This is a genomic window from Streptomyces sp. NPDC001492 (genome assembly GCF_053597275.1).
The window spans coordinates 125,404-139,848 of sequence record NZ_JBSFHW010000009.1 but is presented as its reverse complement, the minus strand read 5'-3'; the positions used below and the strand labels follow the sequence as shown (position 1 = coordinate 139,848).

The 14,445-nt window shown below is 71.2% G+C and carries 17 protein-coding genes; 2 read left to right on the top strand and 15 right to left on the bottom strand.

Annotation, left to right across the window (positions count from 1 at the left end; translation table 11 throughout):
- Positions 1–175: 175 nt before the first annotated feature.
- Positions 176–976 carry an SDR family NAD(P)-dependent oxidoreductase gene (locus tag ACWC1K_RS14470; RefSeq protein WP_450831485.1) on the top strand — a complete coding sequence of 267 codons (801 nt, stop codon included), beginning with the start codon at positions 176–178 and terminating at the stop codon, positions 974–976.
- Between the two features lie 46 nt (positions 977–1,022).
- Positions 1,023–1,772: an SDR family NAD(P)-dependent oxidoreductase gene (locus tag ACWC1K_RS14465; protein ID WP_450831320.1), complete on the top strand. Its 750-nt coding sequence runs from the start codon at positions 1,023–1,025 to the stop codon at positions 1,770–1,772.
- A 21-nt stretch (positions 1,773–1,793) separates the two neighbouring features.
- Here ACWC1K_RS14465 and ACWC1K_RS14460 read toward each other — a convergent pair whose 3' ends face one another.
- The 15 genes from ACWC1K_RS14460 to ACWC1K_RS14390 form a co-directional block, all read right to left on the bottom strand.
- Positions 1,794–2,846 (bottom strand): MBL fold metallo-hydrolase, encoded by a 1,053-nt coding sequence (locus ACWC1K_RS14460; RefSeq protein ID WP_450831319.1) that lies wholly within the window; start codon positions 2,844–2,846, stop codon positions 1,794–1,796.
- Entirely contained in the window at positions 2,843–4,396 is a 1,554-nt protein-coding gene (locus ACWC1K_RS14455; protein WP_450831318.1) for a class I adenylate-forming enzyme family protein, read from the bottom strand. Before ACWC1K_RS14455 ends, ACWC1K_RS14460 begins: the two co-directional genes overlap by 4 nt.
- A gap of 46 nt (positions 4,397–4,442) precedes the next feature.
- A complete protein-coding gene (locus tag ACWC1K_RS14450) occupies positions 4,443–4,763 on the bottom strand; it encodes an EthD family reductase (protein ID WP_450831317.1) in 321 nt (106 codons plus the stop codon).
- Between the two features lie 23 nt (positions 4,764–4,786).
- On the bottom strand, positions 4,787–5,167 hold the full coding sequence (locus ACWC1K_RS14445; RefSeq protein WP_450831316.1) for a hypothetical protein: 381 nt from the start codon (positions 5,165–5,167) through the stop codon (positions 4,787–4,789).
- Positions 5,164–5,514 (bottom strand): nuclear transport factor 2 family protein, encoded by a 351-nt coding sequence (locus ACWC1K_RS14440; protein WP_450831315.1) that lies wholly within the window; start codon positions 5,512–5,514, stop codon positions 5,164–5,166. Before ACWC1K_RS14440 ends, ACWC1K_RS14445 begins: the two co-directional genes overlap by 4 nt.
- A gap of 98 nt (positions 5,515–5,612) precedes the next feature.
- Positions 5,613–6,239 (bottom strand): TetR/AcrR family transcriptional regulator, encoded by a 627-nt coding sequence (locus ACWC1K_RS14435; protein WP_450831314.1) that lies wholly within the window; start codon positions 6,237–6,239, stop codon positions 5,613–5,615.
- Positions 6,240–6,340: 101 nt separating this feature from the next.
- Positions 6,341–7,147, bottom strand: coding sequence for an enoyl-CoA hydratase-related protein (locus ACWC1K_RS14430; RefSeq protein ID WP_450831313.1), 807 nt, complete (start codon positions 7,145–7,147; stop codon positions 6,341–6,343).
- The gene (locus ACWC1K_RS14425; RefSeq protein WP_450831312.1) at positions 7,144–7,911 is read right to left on the bottom strand and encodes an SDR family NAD(P)-dependent oxidoreductase; all 768 of its coding nucleotides are present in this window, start codon (positions 7,909–7,911) and stop codon (positions 7,144–7,146) included. The genes ACWC1K_RS14430 and ACWC1K_RS14425 overlap by 4 nt, the downstream gene beginning before the upstream one ends.
- Positions 7,908–8,684: an SDR family oxidoreductase gene (locus ACWC1K_RS14420; RefSeq protein WP_450831311.1), complete on the bottom strand. Its 777-nt coding sequence runs from the start codon at positions 8,682–8,684 to the stop codon at positions 7,908–7,910. The genes ACWC1K_RS14425 and ACWC1K_RS14420 overlap by 4 nt, the downstream gene beginning before the upstream one ends.
- On the bottom strand, positions 8,681–9,895 hold the full coding sequence (locus ACWC1K_RS14415) for an acyl-CoA dehydrogenase family protein (RefSeq protein ID WP_450831309.1): 1,215 nt from the start codon (positions 9,893–9,895) through the stop codon (positions 8,681–8,683). The genes ACWC1K_RS14420 and ACWC1K_RS14415 overlap by 4 nt, the downstream gene beginning before the upstream one ends.
- Before the next feature lie 11 nt (positions 9,896–9,906).
- Positions 9,907–10,878 (bottom strand): phosphotransferase family protein, encoded by a 972-nt coding sequence (locus ACWC1K_RS14410; RefSeq protein WP_450831308.1) that lies wholly within the window; start codon positions 10,876–10,878, stop codon positions 9,907–9,909.
- Positions 10,875–12,086 carry an acyl-CoA dehydrogenase family protein gene (locus tag ACWC1K_RS14405; protein WP_450831306.1) on the bottom strand — a complete coding sequence of 404 codons (1,212 nt, stop codon included), beginning with the start codon at positions 12,084–12,086 and terminating at the stop codon, positions 10,875–10,877. Before ACWC1K_RS14405 ends, ACWC1K_RS14410 begins: the two co-directional genes overlap by 4 nt.
- Positions 12,087–12,096: 10 nt before the next feature.
- Positions 12,097–13,245: a thiolase family protein gene (locus ACWC1K_RS14400; RefSeq protein WP_450831305.1), complete on the bottom strand. Its 1,149-nt coding sequence runs from the start codon at positions 13,243–13,245 to the stop codon at positions 12,097–12,099.
- Positions 13,242–13,613, bottom strand: a complete 372-nt coding sequence (locus tag ACWC1K_RS14395; RefSeq protein ID WP_450831304.1) for a Zn-ribbon domain-containing OB-fold protein — start codon at positions 13,611–13,613, stop codon at positions 13,242–13,244. The genes ACWC1K_RS14400 and ACWC1K_RS14395 overlap by 4 nt, the downstream gene beginning before the upstream one ends.
- Positions 13,598–14,386 carry an enoyl-CoA hydratase/isomerase family protein gene (locus ACWC1K_RS14390; protein ID WP_450831302.1) on the bottom strand — a complete coding sequence of 263 codons (789 nt, stop codon included), beginning with the start codon at positions 14,384–14,386 and terminating at the stop codon, positions 13,598–13,600. The genes ACWC1K_RS14395 and ACWC1K_RS14390 overlap by 16 nt, the downstream gene beginning before the upstream one ends.
- Between the last annotated feature and the right edge of the window lie 59 nt (positions 14,387–14,445).

The window sequence follows — 14,445 nt, the reverse complement described above, 5'->3', positions numbered from 1 at the left end:
GTCGAGCCCGAGCGCACCTTTGCCCATTGACAGAACTGAGTTCAGTCTTCACCAAAGCGGCAGGGGTGGGATCCGTCCCGGGCCTTGCTGCCCACTGCTCTACCTCTCTAGACTCGCCACAAGTGAAGCGAGTTCAGTTCATGTCCGATGACGGGCGTTCGGGAGCAGACTCATGATGGGGTCCTTGGACGACAAGATCGCGCTCGTCACCGGTGCGGGGCGGGGTATCGGGAGGGCGATCGCCGTGGAGATGGCCCGGCAGGGCGCCTCGGCGGTGGCCGTCGCCGACCGGAACAAGGACACCGCCGCACAGACCGCCGAACTGGTGCGCGCCGCCGGGGCGCGGGCCGAGGCGATCGTCTGCGATCTGCGCGATCGTGACGGCATCGCCGAGATGGTGACGCGTGCCGCGGAGCGCTTCGAGGGACTCGACGTCCTGGTCAACAACGCCGGGGTGATCGAGACCGCGTTCACGGCCGAACCGGCCCGTGGCGTCGACGCGCTCCCCGAGGAGGTCTGGGACGCGGTCTACGAGGTCAACCTGAAGGCGGTGTGGCTGACGACCAAGTTCGCCGCACCGTATCTGCGCCGCTCGCCGCGCGGTCCCGCCATCGTCAACGCCGCCTCCGTCTCCGGCCTCACCGGCTTCCGCAACGCCCCCGCCTACGGAGTCACCAAGGCCGGCGTCATCCATCTGACCAAGGTCACGGCCGTCGATCTGGCCCCGGTGCGCTGCAACTGCTTCTGCCCGGGTGTCATCGACACGCCGCTCGCCCAGGACTTCTTCGCCGCCGGAGCGGACCGTGACGCCATGGAACACGAGTTGACCGCACCGCAGTTGGTGCAACGGCTCGGCCGCCCGGAGGAGGTCGCAAGGCTGGCGTGCTTCCTGGCCTCCGACGACGCCGCCTTCATCACGGGATCGACGTACGTGATCGACGGCGGCGCCCTCGCCTGGCTCGGCGTACGGGACTGAGACCCGGCGCCGAGCGCTGCGGACCATCGAGAAGTGAGGGGACCCGATGCAATCGAGACTGTCCGGGAAGACGGCGCTGGTGACCGGCGCCACGGGAGGCATCGGCGACGCCGTCGTGCGGCGGCTCGCTGCCGAGGGCGCGGCGGTCGTGGTGACCGACCTCGACGCCGACCGCTGCGAGAAGCTCGCCGAGGAGGTCGGAGGCGGCGGACTGGGGCTGGCCCTGGACGTGTCGGACGAGTCGGCCTGGCGCGAGGTCGTCGCCACGGCGACCGCTGCATGCGGCGAGCTGTCCGTGCTGGTCAACAACGCCGGCATCGCCACGATGCACACGGTCGAGACCGAGACCATGGACTCCTGGGAGCAGGTCCTCGGCGTGACACAGAGGGGCGTGTGGCTCGGCATGAAGTACGGCGGCCCGTCGATCGAACGCTCCGGCGGCGGCTCGATCGTCAACGTCGCGTCGATCTTCGGCACGGTCGGCGGGTTCGGCGCCCAGTTCTCGTACCACGCGGCCAAGGGCGCCGTACGGCTCATGACGAAGAACGCCGCGCTGCACTGGGCGCAGCGCGGTGTCCGGGTGAACTCCCTGCACCCCGGTTTCATCGAGACGTCCCGGTCACGCGAACTGTGGCGCGACACGCCCCGGTTGACCGCGATGGTGGAGGGGACACCGCTCGGCCGGCTCGGTACGCCCGAGGAGGTGGCGGCCGCCGTGGCCTTCCTCGCCTCCGACGACGCGAGCTTCATGACCGGGTCCGAGCTCTACGTCGACGGAGGCTGGACGGCGCGTTGAATCCGGCTGGAGGCAGAAGCTCTAACCAGCCGTGGCCGTATACCAGTTGACCCCGTCGGTCCGTGTGCACCGGGCGCGTCCGCGGGCCACCAGCACGTCCAGGTGCGCCGCCGTCTCGTTGACAGCGAGCATCTGGTCGAAGGCGCCGAGATCCGCGAAGGGCACCCTGCGCCGGGTCCAGCCCAACTCCCCCGCCACGGCGTGCGCGGTGCGCGTACGGGCGCCGAGGGCGGCCAGCGTCTCGGCGAGCCGGTCGTCGTGGTGGGCCAGGAGCTCTCCGACCCGGGCGTGCACACTGTCGCCGACCGGACCGTGCGCGGGCAGCAGGCGTGCGTCGGCGAGCCTGGTCATCAGGTGCAGTGAGTCGAGGTAGTCACCCAACGGCAGGGCGGGGCCGCCGAGTTCGAAGCCGATGGACGGGGTGATGTGCGGCAGGACGTGGTCCCCGGAGAACAGCAGGCCTCGCGCCTGGTCGAGGTAGACGACGTGCCCCTGTGTGTGTCCGGGGGTCGGGACGACCGTCAACCGCGCGTCCCCGAAACAGAGTTCCTCTGCTCGCAGCCAGCGGTCCGGTGCCTCCCAGACGGTGGCGTCGAAGCTCCCCTCGTACGTCGCGGCGACGCGCTCGGCGAGGTCGTGGGCTCCTGCCCTGCGCAGGGTCTCGAGCGAGCCGACCGGCTCGTCCGTCCGCAGCTCGCCCAGCAGTTCGAGACCCCGGCGCTCGCCCGCGCCCAGGTAGACCCGGGAGCCCAGCAGCCTGCGCAGTTCGACGGCCTGGGTGTAGTGGTCACGGTGGATGTGGGTGACCAGGACATGGCTGATCTCGCCGAGGTCGTGGCCGAGGTCGGCCAGCGAGTCCTCAAGTGCCTTGCGCGACTCGGGGATCGACCACCCCCCGTCGATCAGGACCAGCCCCTCCGTCAGTCCCTCCAGCGCGTAGACGTTGACAGCCCGCAGCCCGTCCTCCGGCAGCGGGAGCGGGATGCGGTGGACCCCGGGTCGTACGGTCTCGGGTCCACCCTGCGCCCATCGGCCGCGGTCGAAACGGGTGGGGCGGGTCGTGGGGGCGGTCATGCGTCTCCTTGCCGGCGCTGTTCGGGGTGTTGCCCATGCTCTTCGCGGTGTACGGCGAGCCCCGCGTGCAGGTCGTGGGCCAGCCTGCGGGCTCCCGACCGGTCCAGCTTGCCGACGGTGGTCTGCGGCAACTCGTCCACGGTGAAGGCGAACTCGGGCCACTTGGCCTTGGACAGGCCGGTTCGGGCGAGGTGGGCGGCGATCTCGTCGAGGCCGAGTTCGCCGCTGCCGTCCTCGACCACGACGAGCACGGCGGCTCGTTCGCCGAGGAGCGGGTCCGGTACGGGGGCCACGCAGGCGCGGGCCACTGCCGGATGGGCGGCGACGGCGCGCTCGATCTCGGTGATGTCGAGGTTGCGTCCGCCGCGGATGATGATGTCCTTCTCGCGGCCCATGACGGTGACCGTGCCGTCCTCGCCGGTCACCAGCAGGTCGCCGGTGGGGAGGAAGCCGTCCGGGGTGAGGGCCGGCGGCTCGACCTTGCCGTCGCATGCGTAACCGAGGAAGAGGGACGGTCCGCGCACCTGGGCCCGGCCGGTCGCCCCGGGCCCCAGGACGGTGCCGTCGGCGGCGACGGCCCTGAGGTCGGTGCCGGGGAAGGGCCGTCCGTCTCGGCCGAGGCGGATCTCCTCGGGGTCGTCGGGCCGGGGCGAGGTGTGCCCGAGGCACTCGGACATGCCGAAGACGCGCAGGATCCTCGTCCCGAGCGAGCGTTCGGCACGGGCGAGGGCGCCGCGGTCCATGGGGCCGCCGCCGACGGTGATCGAACGGACCCCGGCGAGGGGGTGCGAACCACCCGCGGCGGAGCCCATCTGCAGCGCCATGGTCGGCACGCACATGGTCCACCGGACGCCATGGGCGGCCATCCGCGCGAGCGCCTCCTCGCGGTCCCATCGGCCGGACAGGACGAGGGGTCCGCCCAGCATGAGCGAGAGACAGACCCCGAAGCAGTAGGCGGCGGTCGAGGAGAGCGGAACGACGGCGGCCACCGCGTCCCCCTCCCGCAGGCCGTTGACGTCGATCGTGCAGGAGCACGCGTACCGCAGGGCGTTCTCGGACTGGACGACGCCCTTGGGGCGTCCGGTGGAGCCGGAGGTGAGACCGATGACGGTGCCGCCGGACCAGCGGGAGACATCGCGCGGGCCGCGGCCGGCGCGGACCGTCCAGCCGTCGAGGGCCTCGGCCGTCGTCGCGACCGGCAGGGCCGGGATGCCGCCCCACTCCTCCGTCGCGGACGGTTCGGCGATCAGGACGTCCGGCCGGATGTCCTCCATGGCCGCGGTGAACTCGGCGCGGGTGGTGTGCCGGTTGACCAGGGCCAGTACGCCTCCGGTCAGCCCCACGGCGAGGGTCGCCGCGACGGTGCGCCACGAGTTGTCGGCCTGGAGGAGCACGGTGCCACCCGGCGTGCCGTCCGGGGTCATGACGTCGGCCAGCTCGGTCGCCCGCCGCAGGAGATCACGTGCGCCGTGGCGTCCGTGGTCGTCGACGACGGCTGTGAAGTCGGCCTGTTCGGACCGGTCGTAGAACTCCCGCACTGTCTGTCGCATCCACTTCCTCGCCTCTTTGCGAAAGGGGCTCCACGCCCCGGTGTGCTCAGTCCGCGTACAGCTCCGTCTCGCCGCCAATGACGGCGATCCGGCGTCCGCGCATGTCGCCCACCTGGGCGACGGCCGCCGCCCACTCCGGGCTCCGCAGTGCCTTGTGCAGGTCCTCGGCGGTGTCGAAGCCCAGGACGGAGACGCCGTCCCAGCCTTCCGAGCGTGGTTCGAGCGCCGAGTCGATGTCGGTGTGCCGCCAGGACCTGAGCCCGGGCAACTGCCTTGTGAGTTGCGCGTGTTCGCCGCGCCACCAGTCGATGAACCGTTCGTGGGTCCACTCGGGCGGCCGGGCGGCCAGCAGGACGAGGTTGTACATCGCGCCTCCTCGATCACGCCTTCTCAGGTGAACAGGACCGCGGGCGAGCGCCCGATCAGCAGGCGCCGTACCCTGCCCTCGTCGTCCAGCCGGGCCGAGGCCACGAACGTCGCCTCCGGCACGCCCGACCGGCGCACCTCGCCGAGGTACAGCTCGTCCCGGCCGGCGGTGGACGCGGTGAGCAGATGGTGGGTACGGACCCCCACCTCGCGCTGGGCGAGGTAGCCCTCCATCTCGGGCCGGCCGCCGTGGAAGTCGGTGCCGGCCTCGCCCCCGGTGGAGAACAGGATGGAGAAGGAGAAGTCGTCGCTGATCAGGTCGAGGATCCGGTCGGCGTTGTCGCTGTCCAGGATCCCGAACCAGGTGGTCAGGAACGGCGCGGGGGATGTGGCCGGCGCGCTCACGGCCGGTCCACGAGGTCGAAGTCGGGGGTGAAGAAGGACTGGTAGCGGGCCATCAGCCCGGCGGGCGAGACCTGCACGGCGGACAGGAAGGCCCCGGTCGTCACGCCCCCGTCGACGACGAAGCCGTATGCCGTCTCGACGTCGCCGTCGACCGAGTGGCGCACGATCTCGTGCCTGCGATCCACCGCGTTCCGCCCGGCGATGTAGCCGGCGAAGTCCGCGCGGGAGGTGCCGGCCCGCTGGCCGCCGGGGAGGGCTATGAGGAACCGGAAGCCGGGTTCCAGGAGTTCGAGGGCCTTTTCCGGGTCCTGGCCGTCCATCCTGGCCATGTATTCGCGAAGCACCATTGCCGACCGCTCTCCCTCACCGCCAGGAAACAACCTGAGTTCAGTTCAGTTTGACTGTAAGGCGGCCGCCCCGCCCCGGACAAGGGGCGGGGCGGGGCCTATTCCGCGACCATCCGCACCACGCATCCCTCGATCATCTCGCTGATCTCCGCCAGGGGGATCGCGCCGGTCGGGCGGTACCACCGCCAGACACTCACGATCATGCCGAGGACGGCGAGGCCGAGGGTGTGCGCGTCACGTACCGGGAAGGCGCCCTTCGCCATGCCGCGCATCAGCAGGCTCGTCCAGTCCCGCTCGACCATCTGGACCAGCTGGCGGGCCGCGACGCGCTCGGTCTCCTCGCGCTTGGACTTCCGCGGGGTGGCGAGCAGGGACATGTTGGCCTGCAGGATGCGCATCTGGCGGATCTCCTGCTCGGTGACCGCGAAGGCGGACCGGACCGCGGCGCGCAGCTCCTCCACCGGGTCCGGCTCGTCGGTCGTGGCCTCGACGAACTGGTCGTGGGAGCGCTGGAGCTCCAGGCGCATGATGGTGAGCAGGCAGTGGGCCTTGGACTCGAAGTAGTGGTACAGGGCTGTCTGCCCGATGCCGACCCGGTCGGCGACCTCCGACCACTTGGTGTTCTCGTACCCGTCCTCCCCGAACCGCTCCACGGCAGCCACGAGAATCGCGCTGCGCTTCGACCTGGGCCCCTCCTCCGGATCCACGATCCGCGCCCTTGCCATCGCCTCTCCCTCTTCTCCACGGGCGGTACCGATCACCGTCCGGTCGTCCGAGAGTAGACCCAAGTTCAAGTCGGCTACGAATCGAAGATCGGACGGATCCGTCATGGGCCGTCCGACCGCACGGATGCCTCTTTCCTCGCGAAGTCGGGCGGGCGCCCCTCGATGAACGCCGACACGCCCTCCCTGCCCTCCGCGGACACCGCGGAGGCGGCCAGCCGGCGCGCTTCCGTCTCGAGGTGTTCGTCGAGGCCGGCGGAGAGCGCCCGCCCGACCAGCCGACGCGTTGCCGCGTACGCTCCGGTGGCTCCGCGCGCCAGCCCTCCCGCCGTCCGCGCGGCCTCCTCGTGCAGCTGTTCCGGTGCCACGATCCGGCTCACCAGACCCATCTGCAGGGCCTCGGCGGCCGGGACGCGCCTGTTCGTCAGCAGCAGGTCGACGGCCCGCCGCGGCCCGACGAGCCGGGGCAGTGACCAGCTGACCCCGGCGTCCGGCGTGTACCCGACCGCGGTGTACGCGGCCGTGAAGCCGGCGTCGCTCGCCGCGAGACTCACGTCCGCGACCGCCACGAGGCCCAGCCCGGCCCCGGCGGCCGCCCCCTGCACGGCGACCACCAGCGGAGCATCCAGCCCGGAGAGGATCCGCAACGCCCCGTGGAGCGCGTCGGTGACCTCGGTGAGATGCCCTGGCAGGCGCTCGCCCGGCAGCGCGGCGAACTCCTTGAGATCACCCCCGACGCAGAAGGACCGCCCTCGCCCGGTGAGCAGCACCGCCCGTACCCGCGCCTTCTCACACTCCCTCGCGGCGTCCAGCAACGCCCGCGCCATCGCCAGATCGATCGCGTTGCCCGATCCGCGGCACATCTCGACCCGCGCCAGGCCCTCGCCGTCGATGTCGACCGTGACTCTCATCGCGCCGTCCACCCGCCGTCGACGGTGAGTACGTGCCCGGTGCAGTACGAGGACGCGTCCGAGGCCAGGTAGAGGAGTGCACCGTCCAGTTCCCCCTGCTCACCGCCGCGCCCCAGCATCGTGCCGCGCTCGACCCACCGCCGGGAGCGCTCGTCGGAGAACAGCCCGTCGGTCATCTCGGAGCGGAACCAGCCGGGGGCGAGCGCATTGACCCGCACCCCCGACCTGCCCCACTGCCCCGCCAGCTCACGGGTCAGCCCGACCAGCCCGGCCTTGGACGCGGCGTAGGCCGCACCACCCAGTGGGGCGCCGGAGACCAGCCCCAGGACGGAGGAGACGTTCACCACCGATCGCGTACGACCGGACGACGACGGCCCCTCGGCCAGCAGCCGCGCGAGGTGGAAGGGCGCCACCAGGTTCACATCCAGCACGCCGGAGAAGTCGTCGGCGCTCTCGTCCTCGGCACGTACGGCACCGGGCGCGCCGGCGTTGTTGACGAGGACGTCGATCCGGCCGCTCTCGTCGAGCGCCGTCTCCATCAGCCGCACACGCTCCGCCTCCCGCGAGACATCGCAGACGACGGGATGGATGCGCGGGTTGTCGTCGGCGAGTTCCTTGAGCTTCTCCAGCCGCCGGGCGGCGGCGAAGACGGTGGCGCCGGCCGCCGCGAGCACCGTGGCGAACCTGGCCCCGAGCCCGGACGACGCCCCGGTGACCACGGCGGTCCGCCCGCGCAGCGAGAACAGCTCCTCGATGCCGGTCACCCCTCCACCCCGATCGGCAGCACGGTCGCCCCGCCGTCCAGGACCAGCGTCTGCCCCGTCATCCAGGACGAGGCATCGGAGGCCAGGAAGACGGCCGCGTGCGCCACGTCCTCCACCGTCCCGAGTCTGCGCAGCGGCAGCTTCGCGGTCAGGATCGGCTCCCTGGGCTCCCAGACGGCCCGGGCCAGCTCGGTCTTGATCAGCCCGGGGGCGATGGCGTTCACACGTGCCATCGGGCCGAGTTCGTAGGCGAGTTGGCGGGTCATGTGCAGCATGGCCGCCTTGGTGGCGTTGTACCAGCCGATGTGCGGGTCGACGACCAGTCCGCCGACGGAGGCGATGTTGACGACCGCTCCCCCGTGCTCCCGCATCCACGCCTGCCAGGCACAGCGGGTCCAGGCGACCATGCCGTACTGGTTGACCCGCACGGTCTTCTCCGCGCGTGGCAGGTCGAGGTCGAGGAGATCGCCCATGTAGGGATTGGTGGCCGCGTTGTTGACCAGGACGTCGAGGCTGCCGAAGCGGGACACGGTCTCCTCGGTACAGCGCTCGGCGTCCTCGGGCTCCCCGACGTTGGCGACCACCTCGTGGACGTCTCCGTCCCCCTTGACCCGCAGCAGTTCCTCGCGTGCCGCGGCCAGTCCGTCCGGCTTCCGGGAGGCGATGACCACATGCGCGCCCGCCTCCCGGTACGCCTTGGCGATACCGAGTCCGATGCCCCGGGAGCCGCCGGTGACCACGGCGACCCGGCCGCCCAGTTCCTGTCCCTTCACGCCGACTCCTCCGGATACTTGGCCAGTTCACGCCGTGCGACCGTCCGCAGATGCACCTCGTCCGGACCGTCCGCGATCCGCAGCGCCCGGGTGATCGCGTACAGCCGTGCCAGTACGGTGTCGTCGCTGACCCCCGCGGCGCCGTGCGCCTGGACGGCCCGGTCGACCACCCGGTGCGCGACCTCCAGCGCGGCCACCTTGATCGCGGCGACTTCGGTACGGGCGGCCGCGTTGCCCGAGGTGTCCATCAGCCAGGCCGACTTGAGGACCAGCAGCCGCAGTTGCTCGATCTCGATGCGGCTGCGGGCGATCCACTCGCGGACGACGCCCCGCTCAGCCAGCTTGCCTCCGAAGGCGGTACGGGTCAGCGTGCGGCGGCACATCAGCTCCAGTGCCCGTTCGGCGAATCCGACCGCGCGCATGGCGTAGTGCATACGGCCGGGTCCCAGGCGCCCCTGGGCCAGGGCGAATCCCTCGCCCTCACCGCCCACCAGTGACGACACCGGCACCCGTACGTCCTCGAAGAGCACGTCGCCGTGGCCGCAGCGGTCGGTGTAGCCGAACATCGGCAGATCGCGCAGCACGGTGATGCCAGGGGTGTCGCGCGGGATCAGCAGCATGCTCTGCTGCCGGTACGTCGGTGCGTCCGGGTCGGTGACCCCCATCAGGATGATCAGCCGGCAGTCGGGGTCGAGGATTCCGGACGTGTACCACTTGTGCCCGTTGACGACGTACTGGTCGCCGTCACGGGTGATCCGGGTACGGATGTTGCGCGCGTCGGAGCTGGCCACCTCGGGCTCGGTCATGGCGAAGCAGGACCGGATCTCGGCGGCCAGCAGCGGCCGCAGCCAGCGGTCCTGCTGCTCGGGTGTGCCGAAGAGGGCGAGCAGTTCCATGTTGCCGGTGTCCGGGGCGGAGCAGTTGAACACCTCAGGACCGATGATCGACCGCCCGGCCAGTTCGGCGAGCGGCGCGTACTCGAGGTTGGTGAGGCCGGCGCCCCAGTCGCCGTGTGCGAGAAAGAGGTTCCAGAGCCCTTCGGCGCGCGCCTTCTCCTTCAACTCGCGCATCACCGGCGGCAGTTCGTGGGGATCGTCCGCCTCGGCGAGCTGCCGGTCGTGGACTGGCTCGGCGGGCAGGACGTACTCCTCCATGAACGCGGCCATGCGAGAGCGGAGTTCGTCGGCCTTCGGGGAGAGTCCGAAATCCATGGTGGGCTCCTTCAGGACCGATGGGCGAGGAGGTCGCGGGCCGTGCGGATCATCGCCGCGATGGTCGGTGGCAGCCGCTCCTGGTCGGGGTCGTGGTGCTTGCCCTCGCGGTGCCGGCGCAGGTTGTGGCCCATGATCGCCGCCATCTTGGTGCGGGCCAGGGCGCGGAACCAGTCGAAGGCGGGGAGCTCCGAACGGCCGTCCAGATAGGCCGTGAGCAGTTCTTCCTCACCGGGTAGGCCGGGGACGACACGGCCCACCCGGGGGAAGTTTCGGTGGTCGGCGAAGAGGAGGAACCAGGCGAGGTCGATGCGCGGATCTCCGTATCCCCAGATCTCCCAGTCGACGACGGCGGCCGGCCGTTCGCCCCGGCACAGGACGTTGCCGAGGCGGAAGTCGCCGTGGGTGAGGGTGGGAGGAATGCCATCGGGGATGCGTGCTGCCAGGGCCGCCAGCACGTCCTCGGCCCCGGGGCGCAGTTCCGGTGGCACGGCCCGCATGGTGCGACTCCACCTCCCCAACTCCCCTGCCGGGCCGAGCGGTTCACCCGCCCCGGGTCCCGTCGTGCCGTGCAGATCCCGCAGCACGCCGGCCAGGGCCAGCATCCGGGCCCGACACAGGCCCGGATCGAGCCGGTGCTCGTCGAGGACCGGCTCGATCGCCTCGCCGTCCACGAACTCCATGGCGAACCAGGCCGGTTCACCCTCGTCGACGGCGACGACACCCGGCACGGGCACCGGTGATCCGGCGAGAGCGCGCAGGACCAGGGCCTGACGCAGGACGTCGTTGCGGCCGACGGGGCGTTGTCCCGGCGGCACCGCTTTCACGACGTACGAGACCGGTCCCGCCGTGAGGGAGTAGGTCAGGCCCGAGTGGCCGCCGGGCAAGGTGCGCAGGTCGCCGACGGGCTCGCCCGGATGTCGCTCGGCCAGCCGCTCGCGGACCCGTCGCCCGAGTTCGCTCACCTCGGTCGTCGTACTCAACTCCCCCCTCCTTTCGGCTCCTTGGGCAGCCGGAGCACGCGCTCGGCCAGGATGTTGCGCTGGATCTCGTCGCTGCCGCCGGCGATGCGGTAGCCGGGGGCGCCGAGCAGATGCTCCGTCCAGGCGAACGTGCCCCACTCCCCCGTGTCGGCGGCCAGGCGCGGACCGAGGAGCTGCTGGACGAGGTCGGTGGTGGCGCGCATGGTCGCCGTGGCGTGGAGCTTGCCGACCGAGGCCTCGGCACCGGGTTCGCGGCCGGCCGCCAGCGTCGACATCACACGCAGCCCGGTGAGCCGCTGAATCAGGGAACGGACGAACAGGTCTGCCGCCTGCTGTCGTTCGCCGCCGGTGAGCGGGCGGGACAGGTGGCGGGCGAGGTCGAGGACGCGGTCGGCGTTGTCCAGGCCGAGTCCGCCGGAGTCGAGGCGTTCGGCGGCGAGCACGGTGAGGGTGACCCGCCAGCCTTCGCCGACGGGGCCCAGCCGGTCGGTGTCCGGAACGAACACGTCGTCCAGGTAGACCTCGTTGAAGCTGGCGCCGCCGGTCATCTGCCGAATGGGCCGTACGGTCACGCCCGGCGCGTCCATCCGCACCAGGAAGACCGTGATGCCCGCGTGTCTGGGTACCTCGGGATCTGTACGGCAGACGGCCAGGCCCCAGGTGGCGACGCGGGCGCCGGACGTCCAGATCTTGTGCCCGCGCAGGACCCAGCCGTCTCCTTCCCGCACGGCCCGGGTGCGGACGGCGGCGAGATCGGAGCCCGCCTCGGTCTCCGAGAAGAGCTGGCAGGCAAGTTCGTCGGTGCGGAGCATGGCGCGCAACCAGCGGCGCTTCTGCTCCTCCGTGCCCCAGACCCGGAGGGCGGGGGCGACGAGCTGCTGGGTGACCGGGAAGACCTCGGTACGCCGCGGCACCTCGAAGGCGGCCTCCTCCGCACGGTACAACTGCTCGTAGTACGAGGGCAGTTCACGCCCTCCGTACTCGGGCGGCCAGCCGAACGCGCCCCACCCGTGGTCGTACCGGATGCGCTCCCAGTCCCGTATGCGGTCGGTGTGGGCATGCTCCTCGGCCTCGGTCCAGTTCTCGAAGACGGCCACCGAGTCGTCACCACGCCCCCATTCCCGGTGTCCGTTGCGCTCTTTCGCCACGCCGGTCAGCCAGTTGCGGGCTTCGGCGCGGAACTCGTGCGGGCCGGGTATGCCGTCCATGGTCCTCCTTTCAGCGGGTCAGCACGGTGCAGGCGCTGACGCCCGGCGCCCCGTACACATGGGTGAAGCCGGTCGACGGATCCCCCGGCACCTGCCGTTCGCCGGCCCGGCCGCGCAGCTGCTGCACGACCTCGTGGACCTGGCGCAGTCCGGAGGCGCCGATGGGCTCGCCGTTGGCGATGCACCCGCCGTCGGTGTTGACCGGGAGCGAGCCGCCGATCCCGGTCGCCCCGAAGGGGATGAGCGACTCCTGCTCGCCGTGCCCGCAGAACCCGCACTCGGCCAGGTGCATCACCTCGGCCCCGCTCTCGGTGTCCTGCAACTGGCACACGTCGATGTCGCGCGGCCCCAACCCGGCTTCCTCGAAGGCTTGTTGAGCGGTGTCCGCGCTCACACTCGTCGGCGATCCCGGTGGCGCCCACGGGCTGAACACCTCGAACGAGCCGAACCTGCGGGTCCGTACGACCGCCGCCCGCAGCGCGACCGGGGTTCCGCCGAGCTCGCGGGCCACCGCACGGTTGCACAGGATCAGGGCGACCGCCCCCTGGCCGGGCGAGCAGAACATGTACCGGGTCAGAGGGTCGTTGACCATCCCGGACGCCAGGATCTCGTCCGCGTCGAGCGGCTTGCGGCGCCAGGCGTGCGGGTTGAGCACTCCGTTGGCGTACGCCTTCTCGGCGACCAGGGCGAGGGTGCGGGCGCTGATGCCGTGGTCGTGCATGTACCGCTGGATCTTCATGGCGAAGAACTGCGTGGTCACCATCAGCCCGTCGCGGCCGTAGGCCTCGTCGAGCCCCCAGTCGACGGGCCGCGGGTCGAAGGCGCCGCGCGGATGCTTGTCGAAGCCGACGGCGAGGGCGACGTCCGCCGCCCCGGACCGGATCGCGTGGGTGGCCGCGACCAGCGCGCTGCCTCCGGTCGCGCAGCCGTTGCGCACGTTGGTGAACGGCACACCCGTCAGGCCGAGTTCGGCCACCAGCGTGTCGGCGTTTCCGGCCGCATCGCTGCCGCCGTAAGCGGCCCGCACCCGGGACCACGGCAGCCCGGCGTCGGCCAGAGCGGACCGCACGGCCTGCACGGCCAACTGCCGGCCGCTCACCTCCGTACGGGCGAAGGAGGTGATCCCGGCGCCGCAGACGAGCACCTCCTCCTCGCTCATACGGCGGCTCCCACGGCCCTCGGCACCCCGTCCCCCACCGTGATCGTGAGCGGCATGCCGATCTCCGCCTCCTCGGGCCGGAAGTCGAGGACGGCCAACACCCGTACTCCTTCAGGCAGTTCGACGTACCCGACAGCGAACGGGGCGAATCCGGCGGCGGGCGGAACGTACGGCGGCGACTTGGGCGCGTACCGCTGCACGGTCCAGGTCCACAGCGTGCCCGTGGCGGAGAGCACGACCGGCTCGGCCGGCCCCCCGCAGCGCGGACACGCCGGGGCGGCGGGACAGACGGCCACCGCGCAGTCGGCGCAACGGGAGCCGCGCAGCCGGCTCCCGGTCTCCTCCGCGGCGCTCAGCGGCCCTTCCACTGCGGCTCCCGCTTCTCCAGGAACGCCGACACACCCTCCGCCGCGTCCTCGGAGTTGAGCATCACACCGACCGCGAGGTGCTCCATGACCATCAGCGACTGGATGTCCGCGTCGAGGCTCCGGTCGATGGTCATCTTGGTGATCCACATGGTGAACGGGCTCTTGTCGACGAGCTGGTCGGTGAACTCCTCGACCGTGGCGTCGAGTTTGTCGGCGGGCGCCGAGGCGTTGACGAGGCCGAACTCGGCGGCCTCGACCCCGGTGAGCAGCTTGCCGGTGAGCATCAGCTCCTTGGTCTTGCGGACACCGATCATGCGCGGGACCCGGTAGATCGGGCCGGCACCGCCGAACAGCGCGCGCCGGATGTGGAAGTCACCGATCAGGGCGTCGTCCGCGGCGATCGCGAAGTCACAGGAGATCATCAACTCGAAGCCACCGGCGGTGACATGGCCCTCGAGGACCGCGACGGACGGGGTCTTCATCGAGTACAGCCGGTCGCAGACCTTCGCCGACAGCACGGCGACGTCGATCGCGTTGGACCTGCCGACGAAGTCCGCCTTGAGACTGTCCAGGTCGAACCCGGAGCAGAAGGTGTTCCCTCGCCCGCGCAGCACCAGCACGCGCAGCTCGGGGTCCGCGTCGACCTCGGTGATGATCTCGTCCAGCCGGTTGAGGATCGGCACCGTCACACAGTTCTTCTTGTGCGGACGGTTCAGCCAGACCCGCGCCACATGCCCGTCCCGCTCGAACTGGATCTCGTCCTCGACTGCCATGAGCTCCTCCAAACTGAACTGAATTGAGTTCGATTCTGTGGCGGACAGATGCCCCTGTC

Bases quoted from the DNA above. Each gene is read 5' to 3' on its own strand.
- ACWC1K_RS14470 (WP_450831485.1), top strand. From the start codon at position 176: ATGGGGTCCTTGGACGACAAGATCGCGCTCGTCACCGGTGCGGGGCGG.
- ACWC1K_RS14465 (WP_450831320.1), top strand. From the start codon at position 1,023: ATGCAATCGAGACTGTCCGGGAAGACGGCGCTGGTGACCGGCGCCACG.
- ACWC1K_RS14460 (WP_450831319.1), bottom strand. From the start codon at position 2,846: ATGACCGCCCCCACGACCCGCCCCACCCGTTTCGACCGCGGCCGATGG.
- ACWC1K_RS14455 (WP_450831318.1), bottom strand. From the start codon at position 4,396: ATGCGACAGACAGTGCGGGAGTTCTACGACCGGTCCGAACAGGCCGAC.
- ACWC1K_RS14450 (WP_450831317.1), bottom strand. From the start codon at position 4,763: ATGTACAACCTCGTCCTGCTGGCCGCCCGGCCGCCCGAGTGGACCCAC.
- ACWC1K_RS14440 (WP_450831315.1), bottom strand. From the start codon at position 5,514: ATGGTGCTTCGCGAATACATGGCCAGGATGGACGGCCAGGACCCGGAA.
- ACWC1K_RS14435 (WP_450831314.1), bottom strand. From the start codon at position 6,239: ATGGCAAGGGCGCGGATCGTGGATCCGGAGGAGGGGCCCAGGTCGAAG.
- ACWC1K_RS14430 (WP_450831313.1), bottom strand. From the start codon at position 7,147: ATGAGAGTCACGGTCGACATCGACGGCGAGGGCCTGGCGCGGGTCGAG.
- ACWC1K_RS14415 (WP_450831309.1), bottom strand. From the start codon at position 9,895: ATGGATTTCGGACTCTCCCCGAAGGCCGACGAACTCCGCTCTCGCATG.
- ACWC1K_RS14405 (WP_450831306.1), bottom strand. From the start codon at position 12,086: ATGGACGGCATACCCGGCCCGCACGAGTTCCGCGCCGAAGCCCGCAAC.
- ACWC1K_RS14400 (WP_450831305.1), bottom strand. From the start codon at position 13,245: ATGAGCGAGGAGGAGGTGCTCGTCTGCGGCGCCGGGATCACCTCCTTC.
- ACWC1K_RS14390 (WP_450831302.1), bottom strand. From the start codon at position 14,386: ATGGCAGTCGAGGACGAGATCCAGTTCGAGCGGGACGGGCATGTGGCG.